Below are 16774 nucleotides of genomic sequence, written 5' to 3' on the forward strand. Positions count from 1 at the left end.
TTTTATTTTTGTAGGGTTCAGACACTATGAAAAAGAAAATTGTATTAGCTGCCCTTTTTATACTTCCCGTGGTGGTGTATTTATTTTTTGCATCCGGGGTGAACAATTTTGGACGTTTGCCCATTCTTACCCAAAAAATAGCTGGTATTTCCGAAATGGACCCCAGCGTTCAGCTTAAAAACAAGATTACCATTTTAGGTTTTTTGGGCAACAATGTGGAAAAGATGCAGGGGAATGCCTTTAACCTGAACCAAAAGATTTACAAAAGGTTTGGGGAGTTCAACGACTTTCAAATGATCATGGTGGTTCCCGAAGGTAATGAGGAGCAGGTAGAGGAGATGAAGACTGAATTGGGGAAACTGTCCAATGTGGACAAGTGGCACTTTGCCTTTGGTTCCGAAAATGAAATCAAGACATTTTTTGAGTCCTTGAAGACCAATGTGGATTTAGATGAAAATCTGGCCACGCCAAACGTTTTTATAATTGATAAAGACTTAAGTCTTCGAGGACGAACAGATGATGAAGATGAGGGCGTCAAATATGGTTTTGATACCTCTTCGGTAGCAGAATTGAACAATAAAATGGTGGATGATGTCAAGATTATCTTGGCAGAATATCGCTTGGCCTTAAAAAAGAACAATGCCGACAGGAGCAAATAACAAAAGGAAGCACACCTATATCTGGGTGTCCGCAATCATCCTGATTTTTGGGATTTTTGCCGTATATGAAATCACGAAACGAGTAAAGGGAGGCACGATTGTGGAAAACGATCGCATGAGCACCAGTTCCAATGACGTTAAAGTTGGCTTTGTGGTCAATCAAGGGGAAAAGCGAAAGGTGCCCGACTTCTCATTTTATAATCAAGATAGTGTTTTGGTCACCAATGGGGATTTCTTGGGAAAAGTGTATGTGGTCGAGTTTTTCTTTACCACTTGCCCTACCATCTGTCCGGTAATGACCAAGAATTTGGTGGAGCTTCAGGAAACCTTTAAAAATGATGCTGATTTTGGGGTTGCTTCCTTTACCATCAATCCGAGATATGATACGCCATCCGTATTGACCGAGTATGCCGACAAGTACGGGATTACGGATAAGGACTGGCATTTGATGACCGGCGACCAAGAGAAGATCTATGAATTGGCGCAGCAAGGTTTTTACATCTTTGCCACTGAAGATGAGGATGCTCCAGGAGGTTTTGAACATTCTGGCATGTTCGCATTGGTTGATAAAAATGGGTATATTCGCTCACGTGAAGATGAATTCGGTAACCCTCTGATATATTATCGTGGGACCATTACTGAAAAACAAAAGGTAAACTCGGATGGGGAGACCCAACAGATTACCATTTTAAAAGAGGACATTAAAAAACTTTTGGCAGAATGACCGAAGAAGTTACTATAAAGGAAAAGCGGTTCAATAAATTGATAGCTGTAATTTCCGTTGCAATACCCTTGGTGGTTGCCCTATTGTTTGGGTTTAAGATTCCGAATGCAAAACCATTGTCGTTCCTACCACCCATATATGCCACGATAAACGGACTTACGGCAATTTTGTTGATTGCTGCGGTGGTGGCCATCAAAAATGGACGGGAACGGACGCATCAAAGGCTAATGACCACAAATATTGTGCTTTCAGCTTTGTTTTTGGTTATGTACGTAGCCTATCACATGACTTCCGAGACCACGGTTTATGGAGGTGAAGGACCGATGAAATATATCTATTATTTCATTTTGATGACGCATATTGTGTTGTCCATTTCCGTTATACCTTTGGTATTGATCACCTATTCAAAGGTATATCTCGATGATTTTGAAAGCCATAGGCACTGGGCCAAGTATACTTTCCCTATATGGTTGTATGTGGCCATAACAGGGGTTTTGGTGTATATAATGATTTCCCCGTATTATCAATATTAATTTTCCATGAAGACAAGATTGCTGATCATATTGTTCATCCTATTGGTTTTCCCCACCATCTCGGAAGCCCAATGTGCCATGTGCCGTGCGGTGGTGGAAAGCGAATCGGATGGGAAGACCGCTGAAGCGATCAATAACGGAATCGTATACCTTATGGCCGTTCCCTATGTATTGGTAGCAGGCCTGTTTTACTTCATTTATAGAAAAATGAGAGGTTAACCCTCTTTTTTACTTCCAACTGTAACATTTAGCGGTTTTTATAGTCTTATTGGTATACGCTTGCATCACTCATCAATCAAAATCGCTAACCTATGTTCGACCTGGAACGGTGGCAAGAAATATTTGACACCATACGAAAGAACAAACTCCGGACATTTCTGACCGGGCTTTCCGTAGCCTCGGGCATCTTCATTTTGGTTATCCTGCTTGGGTTTGGCCAAGGCATGCGCAATGGTATCGAAAACGAATTCAAGCAGGACGCATCGACCAGTGTTTGGGTTTGGCCCGGGGTCACTTCAAAAGAATATAAGGGGCTCAATCCAGGTAGGCGTATTCAACTCGTCAACGAAAATTACACAAAGGCAAACGCTATGTTCAAGGATGATATCGAATACGGATCATCTAGGATTTTTGTGCGTGGGGTCAGTGTGAATTATGGTAAAGAAGCACTCATTTATGGGGTACAGGGCGTAGCATCCGATTTTCAATTTATAGAAAATGCCGATATGGTGGAGGGTAGGTTCATCAATTATAGCGATGAAGTTTCCAACGGCAAAGTGGCCATTATCGGCAACAAAATAAAAAAAGATGTTTTTGGCGATGTAGAAACCCCGATTGGGGAGTTCGTGGATATTTCAGGGATACCTTTTAAGGTAATAGGAGTGTACAAAGAGATGGAGGACCGCGAGGAAGAGCGCATCTATATCCCTATATCAACGGCACAAAGAACCTTTAATGGCGGGAACAGGGTCAATAATATCTCTTTTACCCTGCCACCAGTTGAAAATTTTGATGAAGCCGTTGCCCAGGCCGTTGACTTTAAAAACGGGGTCCGACAATTTTTACAACAGACCCACACCATAGCCCCCGATGACACAGGGGCAATCGAGGTTTGGAGTGCTATGGAAGAGGCCAAACGCTACTACGGCCTAACCAATAACATTAAACTATTCTTCTGGTTTGTGGGCGTATGCACCATAATCGCAGGAGTGGTTGGCGTGAGCAATATTATGATGATCGTCGTCAAGGAACGAACCCGCGAGATAGGGATACGAAAGGCACTTGGGGCAAAACCATGGTCCATAATCGCCATGATTCTCCATGAGGCCATTTTTGTTACTGCAATTTCCGGTTTTGGAGGACTCATTTTCAGTATGGCCCTTTTGGAGATTGTAGGCCCCAATATTGAGGTGGATTACATTATGAATCCATCCGTGAACTTCAATGTGGCCTTTTCCACGGTAATCGTTTTGATAGTGGCAGGAACCCTTGCGGGTTTTGTGCCCGCTTATCGAGCGGCAAAAGTTAAAGTAATCGAATCCTTGAGGGACGAATAAGCAAAACTGTATGTTCAATAAAGATAGATGGCGGGAAATTATCGAGGTGCTCACTACCAATGTGTGGCGCACCATCTTTACGGCTTTTGGGGTCTGTTGGGGCATATTTATATTGATTGTATTATTGGCCGCCGGCAAAGGATTGGAGAATGGCATCAAACAGGATTTTGGAAATATTGCCACCAATACCATGTTTATGTGGACCAGGGCCACCACCAAAGGCTATGAAGGCCTGCCCAAAGGGAGGCGCTTTGAGTTTAAGATTGATGATGTGGCCGCATTGCGCGATAATGTGCCCAATCTTCGGTTTATTTCCCCTCGGAACCAATTGGGCGGTTTTGGTGGGAACAACAATGTGGTACGGGGAATCCGGACCGGAGCGTACAATGTATATGGTGATTATCCCGAAATCATCAACCAAGATCCCATGGCTGTCACGGCCGGACGGTTCCTGAACTATAATGACATCAAGGAAAAAAGAAAAGTGGCCATTATCGGGCAAGGGGTAAAAAACGACCTGTACAATAAGGACGAAGATGCACTGGGAACTTACATCAAAATACAAGGGGTCAACTTTATGGTCATAGGAACCTATAAAAAAAACAATAGTGGAGGGGGTGAAGAGGGCCAAAAGGAAATATTCGTACCCTTTACCTCATTCTCCCAAGCCTTTAACCGAGGTGAAGATGTGGGTTGGATGGCCATTACGGCCAACGATGGCAGTTCCATTTCCCAACTCAAGGATAATATTGTGGATGTGATGAAGAAACGTCATAAAGTACACCCTGAGGATACCCGTGCGGTGGGCTATTTTGATCTCTACGAACAATACAATAGGGTGGAAAGCCTTTTTGGAGCGTTAAAAGCAGTTGCCTATATCGTGGGGGTCATGGTGTTGCTTTCAGGAATCATCGGTGTGAGCAATATCATGCTCATTGTGGTAAAAGAACGTACAAAGGAAATAGGAATACGCAGGGCACTTGGCGAACAGCCATGGTCCATAAAAAAGCAAATTTTGATGGAGTCCATTTTCCTGACCCTGATTTCGGGGATGGTGGGAATCATATTCGGGTCCTTGGTCATTTTTGGCATCAACTCCTTGCTTGATAGTGTTGGGCCAGTGGATATGTTCATGAGTCCAAGTGTGAGCGTTGGTGTGGTCACAGGGGCCTTGACCATTTTGATGGTGTCCGGGCTATTGGCAGGTTTCATTCCAGCACAGAGTGCCATACGAGTTAGGCCCATCGAAGCGTTGCGAACAGAATAGTAGGTAAGAATCAATCAATTAACAGAAATTAAAATGAAAAAATCGGTAACCATTGTCATCTTGTTGCTCATCGTAATAGTGTTCGGTGGCTCCATGTACTACTTGTATCAGAAAAATGCTGAGGACCCAGTGGTATATCAAACAGAAACACCTTCCAAGCAGACCATTGTAAAAAAAGCGGTGGCCACGGGGAGCATTCTTCCTTTGGAAGAAGTATTGATCAAGCCCAATATCTCAGGAGTGATAGAGGAAATTTACGTAGAAGGTGGTGATTATGTAAAATCTGGTGATCTATTGGCCAAAATAAAGGTTGTCCCTAACTTATCTGCCCTTAACGATGCACGAAATGCCATTGATGAGACAAAAATAAATTTGGATGATCAAAAACGTAATTACGAACGCCAATCAACGCTATTTGGAAAAGGGGTAATTCCCAAAACAGATTTGGAGCGAGCCCAAGTTTCTTATGATCAAGCAAAACAAGCTTACGCTGCTGCCAATAAACGTTATGATATTGTAAAAACAGGAACCACGAGCGGCCTGAGCAGTTCTGCCAATACCATGATCAGGGCCACCGTTAGCGGTATGGTTCTTGAAGTGCCTGTTGAAGTCGGTAATCAGGTCATTGAGAGCAATACCTTTAACGAGGGGACTACAATTGCAGCTATTGCCGATGTCGACAAAATGATTTTTGAAGGAAAGGTTGACGAATCCGAGGTGGGCAAAATCAAAGAAGATTTGCCATTGGAAATTACCGTTGGTGCCATCGAAAATCATGTTTTTGACGCCGTTTTGGATTATATCGCACCTAAAGGCAAAGAAGAGAACGGTGCCATCCAATTTGAGATCAAGGGAACTTTAAAGAAGAACGATACCGTTTTTATAAGGGCAGGACTCAGTGCAAATGCATCCATTATCTTGGCACGAGCCGATAGCGTTCTGGCAGTAAAGGAAGCACTGGTTCAGTTTGATGATGACACCAAAAAACCATTTGTTGAGGTGGAAACCGCAGATGAGCAGTTTGAAAGGAAAGTAGTGGAACTCGGGGTCAGTGATGGTATCTTTGTAGAGGTAAAGTCAGGCATAACGGAGACTGACAAGGTCAAGGTGTGGAACGCGCTGGCCGAGGAATAGTGTACAGAAATCACTGTTCGCAAAAAAAAGTAAAAAATCTTGTAACATTTTAACAACATATATGTCTTACTAGCAGAAGTAAAAGTAAGATAGCTAACATCATCAATCATGATAGAAATCAAAGATCTTCATAAATCCTATAAAATGGGGAGCAACTCCCTTCATGTTTTAAAAGGCATAAATTTTAAAGTAGAAGAAGGGGAACTTGTGGCCATTATGGGGTCTTCAGGATCTGGTAAATCTACTTTGTTGAACATTTTGGGGATGTTGGATGGGGCGGATTCCGGTGAGTATACCTTGGATGGTGTACCGATTAAAAATTTGAGCGAAACCAAAGCTGCCCAGTATAGAAACAAGTTCTTGGGATTCATTTTCCAATCCTTTAACCTTATCAACTACAAAAGTGCCGTCGAAAATGTGGCATTACCGTTATACTACCAAAAAGTACCAAGAAAGGAGCGTCAGGAAAAAGCGATGCAATATTTGGAGAGGGTTGGGCTAAAACCTTGGGCCGACCACCTGCCCAGTGAACTTTCCGGTGGGCAGAAGCAAAGGGTGGCCATTGCCCGTGCCATGGCAGCAGAGCCAAAAGTGCTTTTGGCGGATGAGCCAACAGGTGCTTTGGACAGTAAAACTTCCTATGAGGTAATGGACCTGATCCAAAAAATCAACGATGAAGGAAACACTATATTGGTAGTGACCCACGAAGAGGATATTGCACACATGTGCAAGCGAATTGTACATCTAAAGGACGGTGTTATCGTAGAAGATAAAAAAGTCGAACAAGTAAGAGCGGAACAGTATGTTTGATCGGGACGTTTGGCAGGAAATATTCAATACACTTAAGACCAATAAGCTGAGGACCTTTTTGACGGGGTTCTCTGTGGGGTGGGCCATCTTTATTTTGGTAATGCTCCTAGCTTCGGTCAATGGCATGCAAAATGGTTTTGTAGGTCAGTTCAATGATGATGCCACCAATTCCATTTTCGTTCGTCCAGGAACCACTTCCAAGGCATACGGTGGTTTTGAGGCAGGTAGACGTATCCAGCTAAAGAATGATGACCTGGAATATATCAAGCAAAGCTTTCCAAACGATATTGAATATATAAGTGCCCGTTATTATGCAAACGCAATAGCACGATACAAGGAGGAAACGGGGTCTTACTCCGTGCAAGCTACTCACCCTGACCATCAGGCCATAGAAAAAACTTTGGTGACGGCTGGCAGGTACATCAATGAGGCGGATATCATCAATAAGGCCAAAGTTGCGGTAATTGGTAGAAAGGTCGCGGAAGACCTGTTCAAAAACGAAGACCCACTTGGAAAATTTGTCGAGTTCAATGGCCTGCCTTTTCGGGTGATCGGAATATTTACCGATGATGGCGATGATAATGCAGAAAGAAGGATCTATGCCCCAGTAAGCACTTATCAACGCATTTATGGGAACACCAATGAAATAGCCAGTATAGCATTGACCTATAATCCCAATTATGATTTAACGGAGGCATTGGATTTTTCGGAACGATTGGAAATATTGATGAAGCGTAGGCATAAAATCGCACCAGAAGACCAAGCTGGACTGAATGTATGGAACTATGCTGAGGCGTTCAATAATATCAGCAGCTTTACAGCGGTGCTGAAAGGAATTGGTATAGGGGTCGGCTTCTTGATCCTCATTGCGGGAATCGTGGGTATCGGAAATATCATGGTCTTTACCATTAAAGAACGGACCAAGGAAATAGGGGTGCGTAAGGCATTGGGTGCAAGACCACGACAAATAGTCAACCTAGTATTGTTGGAGTCCGTTTTCATCACGGCTATTTCCGGTTTTGTAGGACTATTGTTCGCCTGGATGATATTGGCCGCCATTGGCCCCATGATCGAGACACCGGCATTCAGCAATCCATCCGTAAGCCTTTCGGTGGTGGTCACGGCCACGATAATATTGATTATTGCAGGTGTGTTGGCGGGATTGTTGCCAGCTATGAAAGCTGCAAATGTGAAACCCATTGTTGCACTTAGTGATAAATAGTTATGTGGTTATTTGATAAAGACTTGTGGATAGAGATTTTTCATACCCTGGGCAAGAATATGTTCAGAACCTTCCTTACCATGCTTGGAGTGATCTTTGCCATGATTATTTTGGTGCTGTTGTTGGGTTCTGCCAATGGGATGAGCAATGGTTTCAATAAAATATTTGCGGGGACGGCTTCCAACAGTTTATTTGTATGGGGGCAGTCAACCTCTGAACCATACAAAGGTTTTGAACGGGGAAGAAGGATTCGCTACAAATTGGAAGATGCCGAAATCTTAAAAAAACAGATTCCAGAAATAGAAGTGCTTGCCCCTAGAATAGAGTTGGCAAGCCATAGAGGGACAGTAAGTGTATACCGTAACGGGCAAACCAGTGGTTCGGCTGTATATGGGGATTATCCGGAGATAGATAATATTACCAAAAAGAAACTGGTGGAAGGTAGGTTCCTGAACCAAACCGATATTGATTACTCAAAAAAAGTATGTGTGATCGGGGAGGAGACCTATAAGCTCCTTTTTGAGAAAGGAGAGAAGGCCATGGGGGAGGAAATCCGTATCAATGGGGTATACTTTACCGTGGTGGGGATTTACAAGCCTAACAATAATATCAACATTGATGGTGAGAATGCGGTGTTTATTCCGTTCAGTACCTTTCAAAAAGCTTTCAATTCAGGTGATAGAATGGGCTGGATGGCCATTGCTGTACAAGAGAGCACGCCCGTGTCCTTTGTGGAAAGTCAAATCAAGACCATCTTAAAGGCCAAGTACGATATCCATCCAGATGACGAACGTGCCATAGGAAGTTTCGATATGTCCGAAATATTCAACAACATTACGGCTTTTACCACCGTGCTGCAGGGATTCTCATTTTTTGTCGGGATTTTTACCTTGCTCGCTGGTGTAATTGCCATTAGTAATATCCTTTTGATTACAGTAAAGGAGCGTACACAGGAGATTGGAGTTAGAAGGGCACTTGGGGCCACTCCCGTAATCGTAAAACGCCAGATCGTGCTTGAAGCGATAGTGTTGACCGCTTTTGCCGGACTGGTGGGGTTTGCCGTGGCAGTAGGAATATTATCCATTATGAATTCCATGTGGGGAAGTGGGGACAATTTTCCATTCGTACAGCCCATGATCAGCATACCTCAGTTCGTCATATCATTTATTTTAATGGTGGGGCTGAGTGTTCTTATTGGTCTTTTACCGGCAAACAGAGCAGTAAAAATCAAACCTATAGATGCATTAAGAGAAGAATAATCATCATTACAATTAAATAACGAAATCAAATAAGCAAGAATGAACAAGTATGTAAAATACGGATTGATAGGGATAGTGGTCATTGGTATTTTGGCCGCTGTAGTCTACTTTTTAAAGCAGAACAGTACTCCTGTAGAGCTGTATAAAACCGAAACAGCAGAACGAAAGGACATCGTAAATAAAGTAATCGTTACCGGAAAGGTAATACCAGAGGATGAAATCAATATCAAGCCTCAAATCTCTGGGATTATTGATAAAATTCTTTTGGAAGAGGGTGTTCGTGTGGAGTCTGGCGATCTTATCGCTGTCATCAAGGTGGTTCCCAATGAGCAATCATTGAACCAAGCAGCAGGAAGGGTCAGAACAGCTGAACTTGCTTTGAACAATGCAAAAATCGAATATGACAGAAATAAGACGTTATTTGACAAAGGCGTGATTTCCAGTCAAGATTTCAACAATTTGAAGTTGACCTATGATCAGGCATTACAAGAGTTGAAAAATGCACAGGCCGATTATCAAATTATCAGAAAAGGTTCAGCCGGTGGTTCTGCCAGTGCCAATACCAATATTAGAGCCACAGTTTCAGGAACCATACTTGAAATTCCCGTGAAAGAAGGGGATCAGGTCATTCAAAGTAACAACTTTAACGATGGTACCACTATTGCCACCATTGCCGATATGTCCAAAATGATATTTGAAGGAGAAGTGGACGAGGCCGAAGTGGGCAAGCTCAATGTGGGTATGCCATTGGAAATCAGTCTTGGTGCATTGGAAGAGCAGAAATTTGATGCCAAGCTAAAGTTCATCGCACCAAAAGGTGTTGAGGAAGAAGGTGCCGTGCAGTTCAAGATCGAGGGTGACCTCGATGTAAAGGAAAGCGACAGCACTTCCTACGTAAGGGCTGGTTATAGTGCCAATGCATCCATTGTTTTGGAAGAGAAAAAAGATGTGCTGTCCATTAAAGAAGCTTTGCTTCAGTTTGATAAGGAGACAGAGAAACCATACGTGGAAGTACAAACAGGCGAAAATGAATTCGAACGTAGAGATCTTGAATTGGGAGTTAGTGACGGTATAGATGTAGAGATTGTTTCTGGCATAGATGAAGAGGATAAAATCAAAGTCTGGAACAAGCTCGAGAGCAGATCTGAAGATTAATCCATGCTGACCATCATTATATAAACCAAAATCAAAAAACGAATGAAAAATAGCATAACCATATTATTACTGTTGTTTGCCGTTACCTTATCCAGTGCGCAGGTGCGCAAATGGACGCTGAGGGAATGTGTGGAATACGCAGTGGAGAACAACTTGACCGTAGAACAATATGAACTGGATTTGGAGAATGCCAAGATTGATAGGTCCGATGCCATGGGTAATCTTTTGCCCAGCTTAAATGGAACGGCATCGGCTTCAAGTAACACGGGTTTCTCCATTAACCCAACAAACAACTTGCCGACAAATAGCACGGCCAACAATGTGAATATCAGTGCATCTTCCAGCATAACTTTATTTGATGGATTACGGAACATCAATCAGTTGAACAGGGCTAAAATGAACGCTGTTGCGAATCAGTACCGTCTGGATAATCTAAAGGATGATATTCGCTTGAACGTGGCCAATGCCTATTTGCAACTGATTTCCAACAAGGAGCAGCTCAAGACCTTTAGGGCACAATACGCCGTTACGGAACAGGATTTAAAAAGAACCAAGGAATTGGTGGAATCCGGAGTGGTTCCCAGAGGGGATCTTTTGGAAATCGAGGCCACGGCGGCCAATCAAGAGCAACAGATCATTAATGGTGAAAGCTTGGTGTTGATTTCCAAAGTGAATTTGGCCCAATTGCTTCAGATCACCGATTACGAGAATTTTGATATTGCCGAGGAAGAGTTTGATATTCCGCCGTCTGATATTCTGGATAACTCCCCAAAAGTGATTTTTGATAAGGCTTTGGGTTTCAGGAACGATATCAAATTTTCTGAATCCAATGTGGATTTGGCCGAACAGGACCTTAAAATTGCAAAAGGTGCCTATTTGCCCACCTTGTCTGCTTTTTTTCAGTATGGAACCCGATATTCCAATGTAACACAAATACCCGATGAAAACGGAGTGGCTTACACACCAAGTCTAAAAGATCAATTGTGGATTTTTGATGGTATCAGTTATGGAGCACAGCTCAATATTCCTATTTTCAACGGTTGGAGTACAAGGAACAATGTAATGCGGTCAAGGATAAGTTTGGAAAAGGCCCAATTGCAATTGGAACAGGATAAGTTGGATTTGGAAAACACCATACAACAGGCTTATGTTGATGTAAGCACCTTTGAGAAAGCCTATAGTGCAGCCGAAAAAACGTTGGAAGCTAGGCGTTTGTCTTATGAGTATGCCAAAGAACGCTACGATGTAGGTCTAATGAATGCCTTCGAATATAGTCAGGCGCAGGCTAGGGTAGAGAATGCCCAAGCCGATGTGATCCGTACCAAGTACGATTATATCTTCCGATTGAAAATATTGGAGTTCTACTTTGGTATACCCATTTCATTAAACTAGTATCTTTGTGGCCGCTATGGCCATAATACTACATTTAGAAACCGCGACCACCAATTGCTCCGTGAGCATTTCAAAGGATGACGAAATCGTTGTCTTGAAAGAGAACAATGCGGCGAGCTATTCGCACTCCGAGCAATTGCATCTATTTATAAAAGAAGCCTTGGAAGAGGCTTCTTTGTCATTTTCGGACCTCGATGCCGTTGCCATCAGCAAAGGCCCCGGTTCGTATACGGGACTCCGAATCGGTGTATCTTCCGCCAAGGGGCTGTGCTTTTCTTTGGATTTACCCTTGATCTCCGTGCCCACTCTGCAAAGTATGGCGCATCAGCTGCAATTAAAATCAGATGAATTGGTTATTCCCGTGCTGGATGCAAGGCGAATGGAGGTGTATTCCTGCGTTTACGATGCTGCATATAAAGAAGTTCGCGACACCCGTGCAGAAGTTATCAATGAGGAGTCTTTTACAGAATATGTTTCCGGCAATAAGGTGTACATTGTGGGGAGTGGAGCAGAAAAATGTAGGGGTGTCTTGCAACACCCCAATTTTGTTTTTGATGTATCCGTGGTTCCTTCAGCAAAGGATATGGCCCCGATTGCATTTAAGAAATACGAAGCCGGTCAATTTGAGGACGTGGCTTACTTTGAGCCTTATTACCTCAAGGACTTTGTCCTTCAGCAGAAAAAGAAGAAAAATTAATCTTCCATGGCCTTGTGCATTACCCTTTGCGGGAAAGGAATCTCGATTCCTGCTGCATCAAATCGTAATTTGGTCTGTTCTATCACGTAAAAATGTGCTGGCCAAAATACATCGTTATTGGCCCAAAAACGCAATGTCAGGTTTACAGAACTGTCCGCCAAGGCCCCAACGTATACTTCGGGAGCTGGTTCGGTATTGATGCTCGGATTGTCCTCGCAGATCTGTAAAAGAATCTCTTTGGCCTCTTTGATGTTCGACGCATATCCAATCCCAACATCGATTTTGTCCCTACGGGTGTTTTCCATATTGTAGTTGACAATGTTACCATTGGATAACTGTCCATTGGGTATGATTGCAATTTGGTTGCCAAACGTACTTAGTTTTGTGCTAAAAATGGTTATCTCCTTTACCGTACCGTCAACCCCTTGGGCCGAAATGAAATCGCCCAATTTAAATGGTTTAAAAATCAAAATGAGAACCCCTCCTGCAAAATTGGCCAGAGATCCTTGGAGGGCCAAGCCAATGGCGAGTCCGGCAGCACCGACCAAGGCCACCAATGATGAGGTTTTCACACCCAATTGTGTCACTACCAATACAAACACTAATGCTTTAAGGATGATGCTGATAAAACTCTGTAAAAACGACTCCAAGGTTTCATCATAATCCTTTTTGGTAAAAAATCGATGGACCATTTTATTGACCAATTTGATAATCCAAAGACCAACGAAAAAAATAATGACCGCAGTGACAAAATCGGGTAAGATCCTCATCGCCCATTCAATGGCTTCATCTATGTAAGTTTGATAGTTTGCTAATTCTTCCATAATGGTTTTTTAGTTTAAATGGCAACGTAGCCAATATTCACATGAAATAAAAGAAAAGGTTTTTAAACAAATGTTAATGTTGCCTACAATTGCTTTAAAGCCTCTTCCGCTTTTGTTACGGGGAGTTTACAAGCCCCTTCGATACAAACATAGACCAAGGTTTTATCAGAAGCCCCCCTGTTTTTCAATAGTTCCAAATTTCCATCTTTTTGGGAGCCTACCAAAATACTGTTGGGTATATACGCTTTACTGATTTGTTGTCCCATGCTTTGGCAATTCCCGCCAAGTATGGCTATCTCATAGAAATTTTGATTTTGGAACAGTACCAGATGAAGCCAGTTGGCAAAGCCCTGTGCCCTTCGGCCAAAATCTTTTTGAACGTTTTTGAGCATTTGGGTGGACATAGTTCCATAGGCTTCATTAGGGTAGAGTTTATGAAATTTATACAGATTGATGGCCATGATGGAATTAGAGGAGGAAATCACATTGTCGTCGACTTCTATGGTTCTTCTAATCAGGGATTGGTCTTTGTCCGAAGTATAAAAGAACATTCCGGATGCACTATCAAAAAAGTGCTTTTTGGAATAATCCAACAGATTTTTGGCCAGATCAAGCCATTTTTCATCAAAAGTAACCTCATAGAGCGAAAAATAAGCATCAATTACCGTCGCATAATCATCCAAAAAGGCATTGATGTTGCTTTTACCTTCTTTATGGTTGCGGTAAAGTGAGCCATCCGTTTTGATCATTTCACGTTCTATGAACGAGGCATTTTTCAAAGCCAGGTCCAAATAATCTTCGTTGTCCAAATATCGGTAGGCATCCACAAGCCCTTTTAGCATCAATCCATTCCAAGAAGTCAAGATTTTATCATCCAGCCGAGGTTTTGGACGTTTGTTTCTCTCCTTTTTGAGTATGGTCAGGCACTCGTTTATTTTTGTTTTCAGTTCGGGAACCGTGATATTGAACTTTTCAGCGATTTCTTCATCAGGTTTGTCCCGGATGAGCACGTAGTTTTCCTCTTCCCAATGTCCGTAGGAGTTAATGTTGAAATAGGTTTGGAACATCTCAAGATCATCTCCCAATAATCGGGTAAGTTCTTCTTTGGTCCAAACATAATAGGCGCCCTCTTCGAGTTTTCCATTTTCATCAAGGCTATCCGCATCCAAGGAGGAGTAGAATCCACCACTTTGGTCCATAAGCGCCTCTTTCACAAAGGCGATGGTCTCGGCAACCACATCTTTATACAATTCGTTTTTGGTTGCGGCGTATGCTTTCGCATATAAACTTGTCAACTGACCATTGTCGTACAACATTTTTTCAAAGTGGGGCACGTGCCATTTAACATCCACCGCGTACCTGGAAAAACCGCCGCCTACATGGTCGTAAACACCTCCGTAGGCCATTCGGGTAAGCGTGGTGTCCACGAACTCCATAATGTCGGGTTTGTCGGTGGTGGTGGCATAGTGCAATAAAAAGTCCCAATTGTTGGGCATCATAAATTTTGGGGCACGCTTATGCCCACCTAAAAAAGTATCAAAGTATTGTGTCCAATTATGCATTGCGGCATCCAATTGTTCCAAAGAATAGAGTTCGCTGTCCCTGTCGTTTTCCACCAGATTGATGGCTTGGAGCCCATTGGCCAAATCCGAGGCATATTGGGTAACCCTTGGTTTGTCTTTTTGATAAAGTTCGGCCAGTTGTTCCAATGACTTTATCCAATTGTCCTTGGGGACATAGGTAGCCCCCCAAAAAGGTCTTCCATCGGGAAGGGCCACAATATTTAAGGGCCATCCGCCCTGTCCGGAGATCATTTGGATGGCATCCATATAAATTTGGTCTACATCGGGCCGTTCTTCGCGATCAATTTTAATATTGATGAAGTGCTCGTTCATTATTTCGGCCACTTGTTCATCCTCAAAACACTCCTTTTCCATCACATGGCACCAGTGGCAGGCGGCGTAACCAATACTGATAAGCAAAAGCTTGTCCTCTTTTTGGGCCCTTTCCAGCACATCGGGATACCATGCTTCCCAATTTACGGGGTTGTGGGCATGCTGTAAGAGATAGGGACTGGTCTCATGGATAAGGGCATTGGTGTGTTTATGGGTCACTTCGTCTGATTTTTGTTTGCAACTGAGGGCTGCAATCGTGAATAATATGAAGAAAACTGTTTTTTTCATCAATTGGGCATTCTTGCGCATAAAAAAATGCGTCCGTTTGGGGACGCATTTTCTATTCTTGGCTTTTATTATTGAACCTCAAAGGTAATCTTCACATTTACCCTGTAATCGTCAATTTTTCCATCTTTTACCGTAGCGCTTTGCTCGTTGATATAGATGGAACGAATGTTTTTAACGGATTTTGAGGCTTGTTCCAACGCTTTGTTGGTTGCATCTTCCCAGCTTTTGCTGGAGTTAGCCAATACTTCAATAACTTTTAAAACTGCCATGGTCAATGTTTTTTAGATTCCTTTGAATTTAACAAATTTTGACCAGAATATGGCTGTAAATCAGAGGAAATTATCCGTTCAAAGCCACAACTTCCTTGATTTTTTCGCCCATCATGTTCTTGAGCATGGTCTCGATACCATTTTTCAGGGTAAAAGTGGATGACGGACAACCGCTACAAGCTCCTTGCAAGATTACGCTCACGGTACCGCTTTCCTCTTCATACGATTGGAAAAGAATATTTCCTCCATCACCTGCAACCGCTGGTTTCACATATTCTTCCAAAATGTCGATGATCTGAAGCGATGTGTCATCATAATCGGTGCCTACTTTCTTTTGCTCTACGGTCTCCTTGCTTTTTTGGATGGCTTCCGCGGTCACAACATCTTTACCATCGGCCAGATAATCCCTGATGAATTCACGCAATTGCATGTTGATTTCTTCCCAATCCGCGACGTCGTATTTAGTGACTGAAACATAGTTTTCATCCATAAATACCTCTTTCACAAATGGAAGATGGAAGAGTTCCATGGCCAAGGGCGACTCTTTTGCCTCATCAATGTTCTTGAACTCGTAGGTGCTGGGAACAATTTTTTTGTTGGAAACAAATTTCATTACCGCTGGGTTAGGGGTAACTTCTGCGTAAACGGTAATGGGCTGTTTCTTTTTAACGTCCTCTTCGTTCACAACCGGCTCGCCCGCATTGAGGTATTCCACTAGTTGTTGTGCCACCTCGTCCTTAACATCATCCCATTCCACGATGTCATAACGTTCCAAAGCCACAAAATTGCTGGATATGTAAACGGTCTTGACGAATGGAAGGTGGAAAAGCTGTTGTGCCAAGGGAGAATTTTTGGCCTCGTCTATGTTTTTATACTCGTAGTTGCCCTTTACCAAAAAATGGTTGGCCTCCAATTTGATTATCTTGGGGTTGTTGGTGATAACAACCGTAATATTGTACTCTTTCATCTTGAATCTTTGATGCAAAAATACCAATAGTTACGATGCGTAGCAAAATATTATAATAATGTGTGGTGCATTCCGTTATGTTAGTGTTTTATTGTATTGAACAACCATTAGCCCCGACCGTCA

At 42.7% G+C, this 16774-nt stretch carries 17 protein-coding genes; 13 read left to right on the forward strand and 4 right to left on the reverse strand.

Going from position 1 to position 16774, the window contains the following annotated elements; translation table 11 throughout:
- Positions 1-26 precede the first annotated feature (26 nt).
- The 13 genes from PY092_RS11980 (at position 27) to tsaB (ending at position 12408) form a co-directional block, all read left to right on the forward strand.
- Entirely contained in the window at positions 27-659 is a 633-nt protein-coding gene (locus PY092_RS11980; protein WP_275616044.1) for a hypothetical protein, read from the forward strand.
- Entirely contained in the window at positions 640-1383 is a 744-nt protein-coding gene (locus PY092_RS11985) for an SCO family protein (RefSeq protein WP_275616045.1), read from the forward strand. The genes PY092_RS11980 and PY092_RS11985 overlap by 20 nt, the downstream gene beginning before the upstream one ends.
- On the forward strand, positions 1380-1916 hold the full coding sequence (locus PY092_RS11990) for a DUF420 domain-containing protein (RefSeq protein WP_275616046.1): 537 nt from the start codon (positions 1380-1382) through the stop codon (positions 1914-1916). The genes PY092_RS11985 and PY092_RS11990 overlap by 4 nt, the downstream gene beginning before the upstream one ends.
- 6 nt (positions 1917-1922) lie before the next feature.
- Positions 1923-2135 (forward strand): hypothetical protein, encoded by a 213-nt coding sequence (locus tag PY092_RS11995; RefSeq protein WP_275616047.1) that lies wholly within the window; start codon positions 1923-1925, stop codon positions 2133-2135.
- 92 nt (positions 2136-2227) lie between these two features.
- Entirely contained in the window at positions 2228-3472 is a 1245-nt protein-coding gene (locus tag PY092_RS12000) for an ABC transporter permease (RefSeq protein WP_275616048.1), read from the forward strand.
- 10 nt (positions 3473-3482) lie between these two features.
- A complete protein-coding gene (locus tag PY092_RS12005; protein ID WP_275616049.1) occupies positions 3483-4739 on the forward strand; it encodes an ABC transporter permease in 1257 nt (418 codons plus the stop codon).
- A 33-nt stretch (positions 4740-4772) separates the two neighbouring features.
- Positions 4773-5873 (forward strand): efflux RND transporter periplasmic adaptor subunit, encoded by a 1101-nt coding sequence (locus tag PY092_RS12010; RefSeq protein ID WP_275616050.1) that lies wholly within the window; start codon positions 4773-4775, stop codon positions 5871-5873.
- 108 nt (positions 5874-5981) lie between these two features.
- Complete coding sequence (locus PY092_RS12015) at positions 5982-6683, forward strand: ABC transporter ATP-binding protein (RefSeq protein WP_275616051.1); 702 nt, start codon at positions 5982-5984, stop codon at positions 6681-6683.
- The gene (locus PY092_RS12020) at positions 6676-7905 is read left to right on the forward strand and encodes an ABC transporter permease (RefSeq protein ID WP_275616052.1); all 1230 of its coding nucleotides are present in this window, start codon (positions 6676-6678) and stop codon (positions 7903-7905) included. Before PY092_RS12015 ends, PY092_RS12020 begins: the two co-directional genes overlap by 8 nt.
- 59 nt (positions 7906-7964) lie before the next feature.
- Positions 7965-9164, forward strand: a complete 1200-nt coding sequence (locus tag PY092_RS12025; RefSeq protein WP_275616053.1) for an ABC transporter permease — start codon at positions 7965-7967, stop codon at positions 9162-9164.
- Between the two features lie 39 nt (positions 9165-9203).
- Entirely contained in the window at positions 9204-10319 is a 1116-nt protein-coding gene (locus tag PY092_RS12030; protein WP_275616054.1) for an efflux RND transporter periplasmic adaptor subunit, read from the forward strand.
- A 42-nt stretch (positions 10320-10361) separates the two neighbouring features.
- Positions 10362-11711 (forward strand): TolC family protein, encoded by a 1350-nt coding sequence (locus tag PY092_RS12035; protein WP_275616055.1) that lies wholly within the window; start codon positions 10362-10364, stop codon positions 11709-11711.
- Between the two features lie 16 nt (positions 11712-11727).
- Positions 11728-12408, forward strand: coding sequence for a tRNA (adenosine(37)-N6)-threonylcarbamoyltransferase complex dimerization subunit type 1 TsaB (gene tsaB / locus PY092_RS12040; RefSeq protein ID WP_275616056.1), 681 nt, complete (start codon positions 11728-11730; stop codon positions 12406-12408).
- Here tsaB and PY092_RS12045 read toward each other — a convergent pair.
- From PY092_RS12045 to PY092_RS12060, 4 genes are all read right to left on the reverse strand, one after another.
- Positions 12405-13232, reverse strand: a complete 828-nt coding sequence (locus tag PY092_RS12045; RefSeq protein ID WP_275616057.1) for a mechanosensitive ion channel family protein — start codon at positions 13230-13232, stop codon at positions 12405-12407. The two genes, tsaB and PY092_RS12045, sit on opposite strands and share 4 nt — an antisense overlap.
- Positions 13233-13315: 83 nt before the next feature.
- Positions 13316-15415, reverse strand: a complete 2100-nt coding sequence (locus tag PY092_RS12050; protein WP_275616058.1) for a thioredoxin domain-containing protein — start codon at positions 15413-15415, stop codon at positions 13316-13318.
- 68 nt (positions 15416-15483) lie between these two features.
- Complete coding sequence (locus tag PY092_RS12055) at positions 15484-15684, reverse strand: dodecin family protein (protein WP_127136558.1); 201 nt, start codon at positions 15682-15684, stop codon at positions 15484-15486.
- Positions 15685-15754: 70 nt separating this feature from the next.
- The gene (locus tag PY092_RS12060; RefSeq protein ID WP_275616059.1) at positions 15755-16651 is read right to left on the reverse strand and encodes a NifU family protein; all 897 of its coding nucleotides are present in this window, start codon (positions 16649-16651) and stop codon (positions 15755-15757) included.
- Between the last annotated feature and the right edge of the window lie 123 nt (positions 16652-16774).

The sequence above is a fragment of the Flagellimonas yonaguniensis genome (assembly GCF_029193885.1).
GTDB classification, from domain to species: domain Bacteria; phylum Bacteroidota; class Bacteroidia; order Flavobacteriales; family Flavobacteriaceae; genus Flagellimonas; species Flagellimonas yonaguniensis.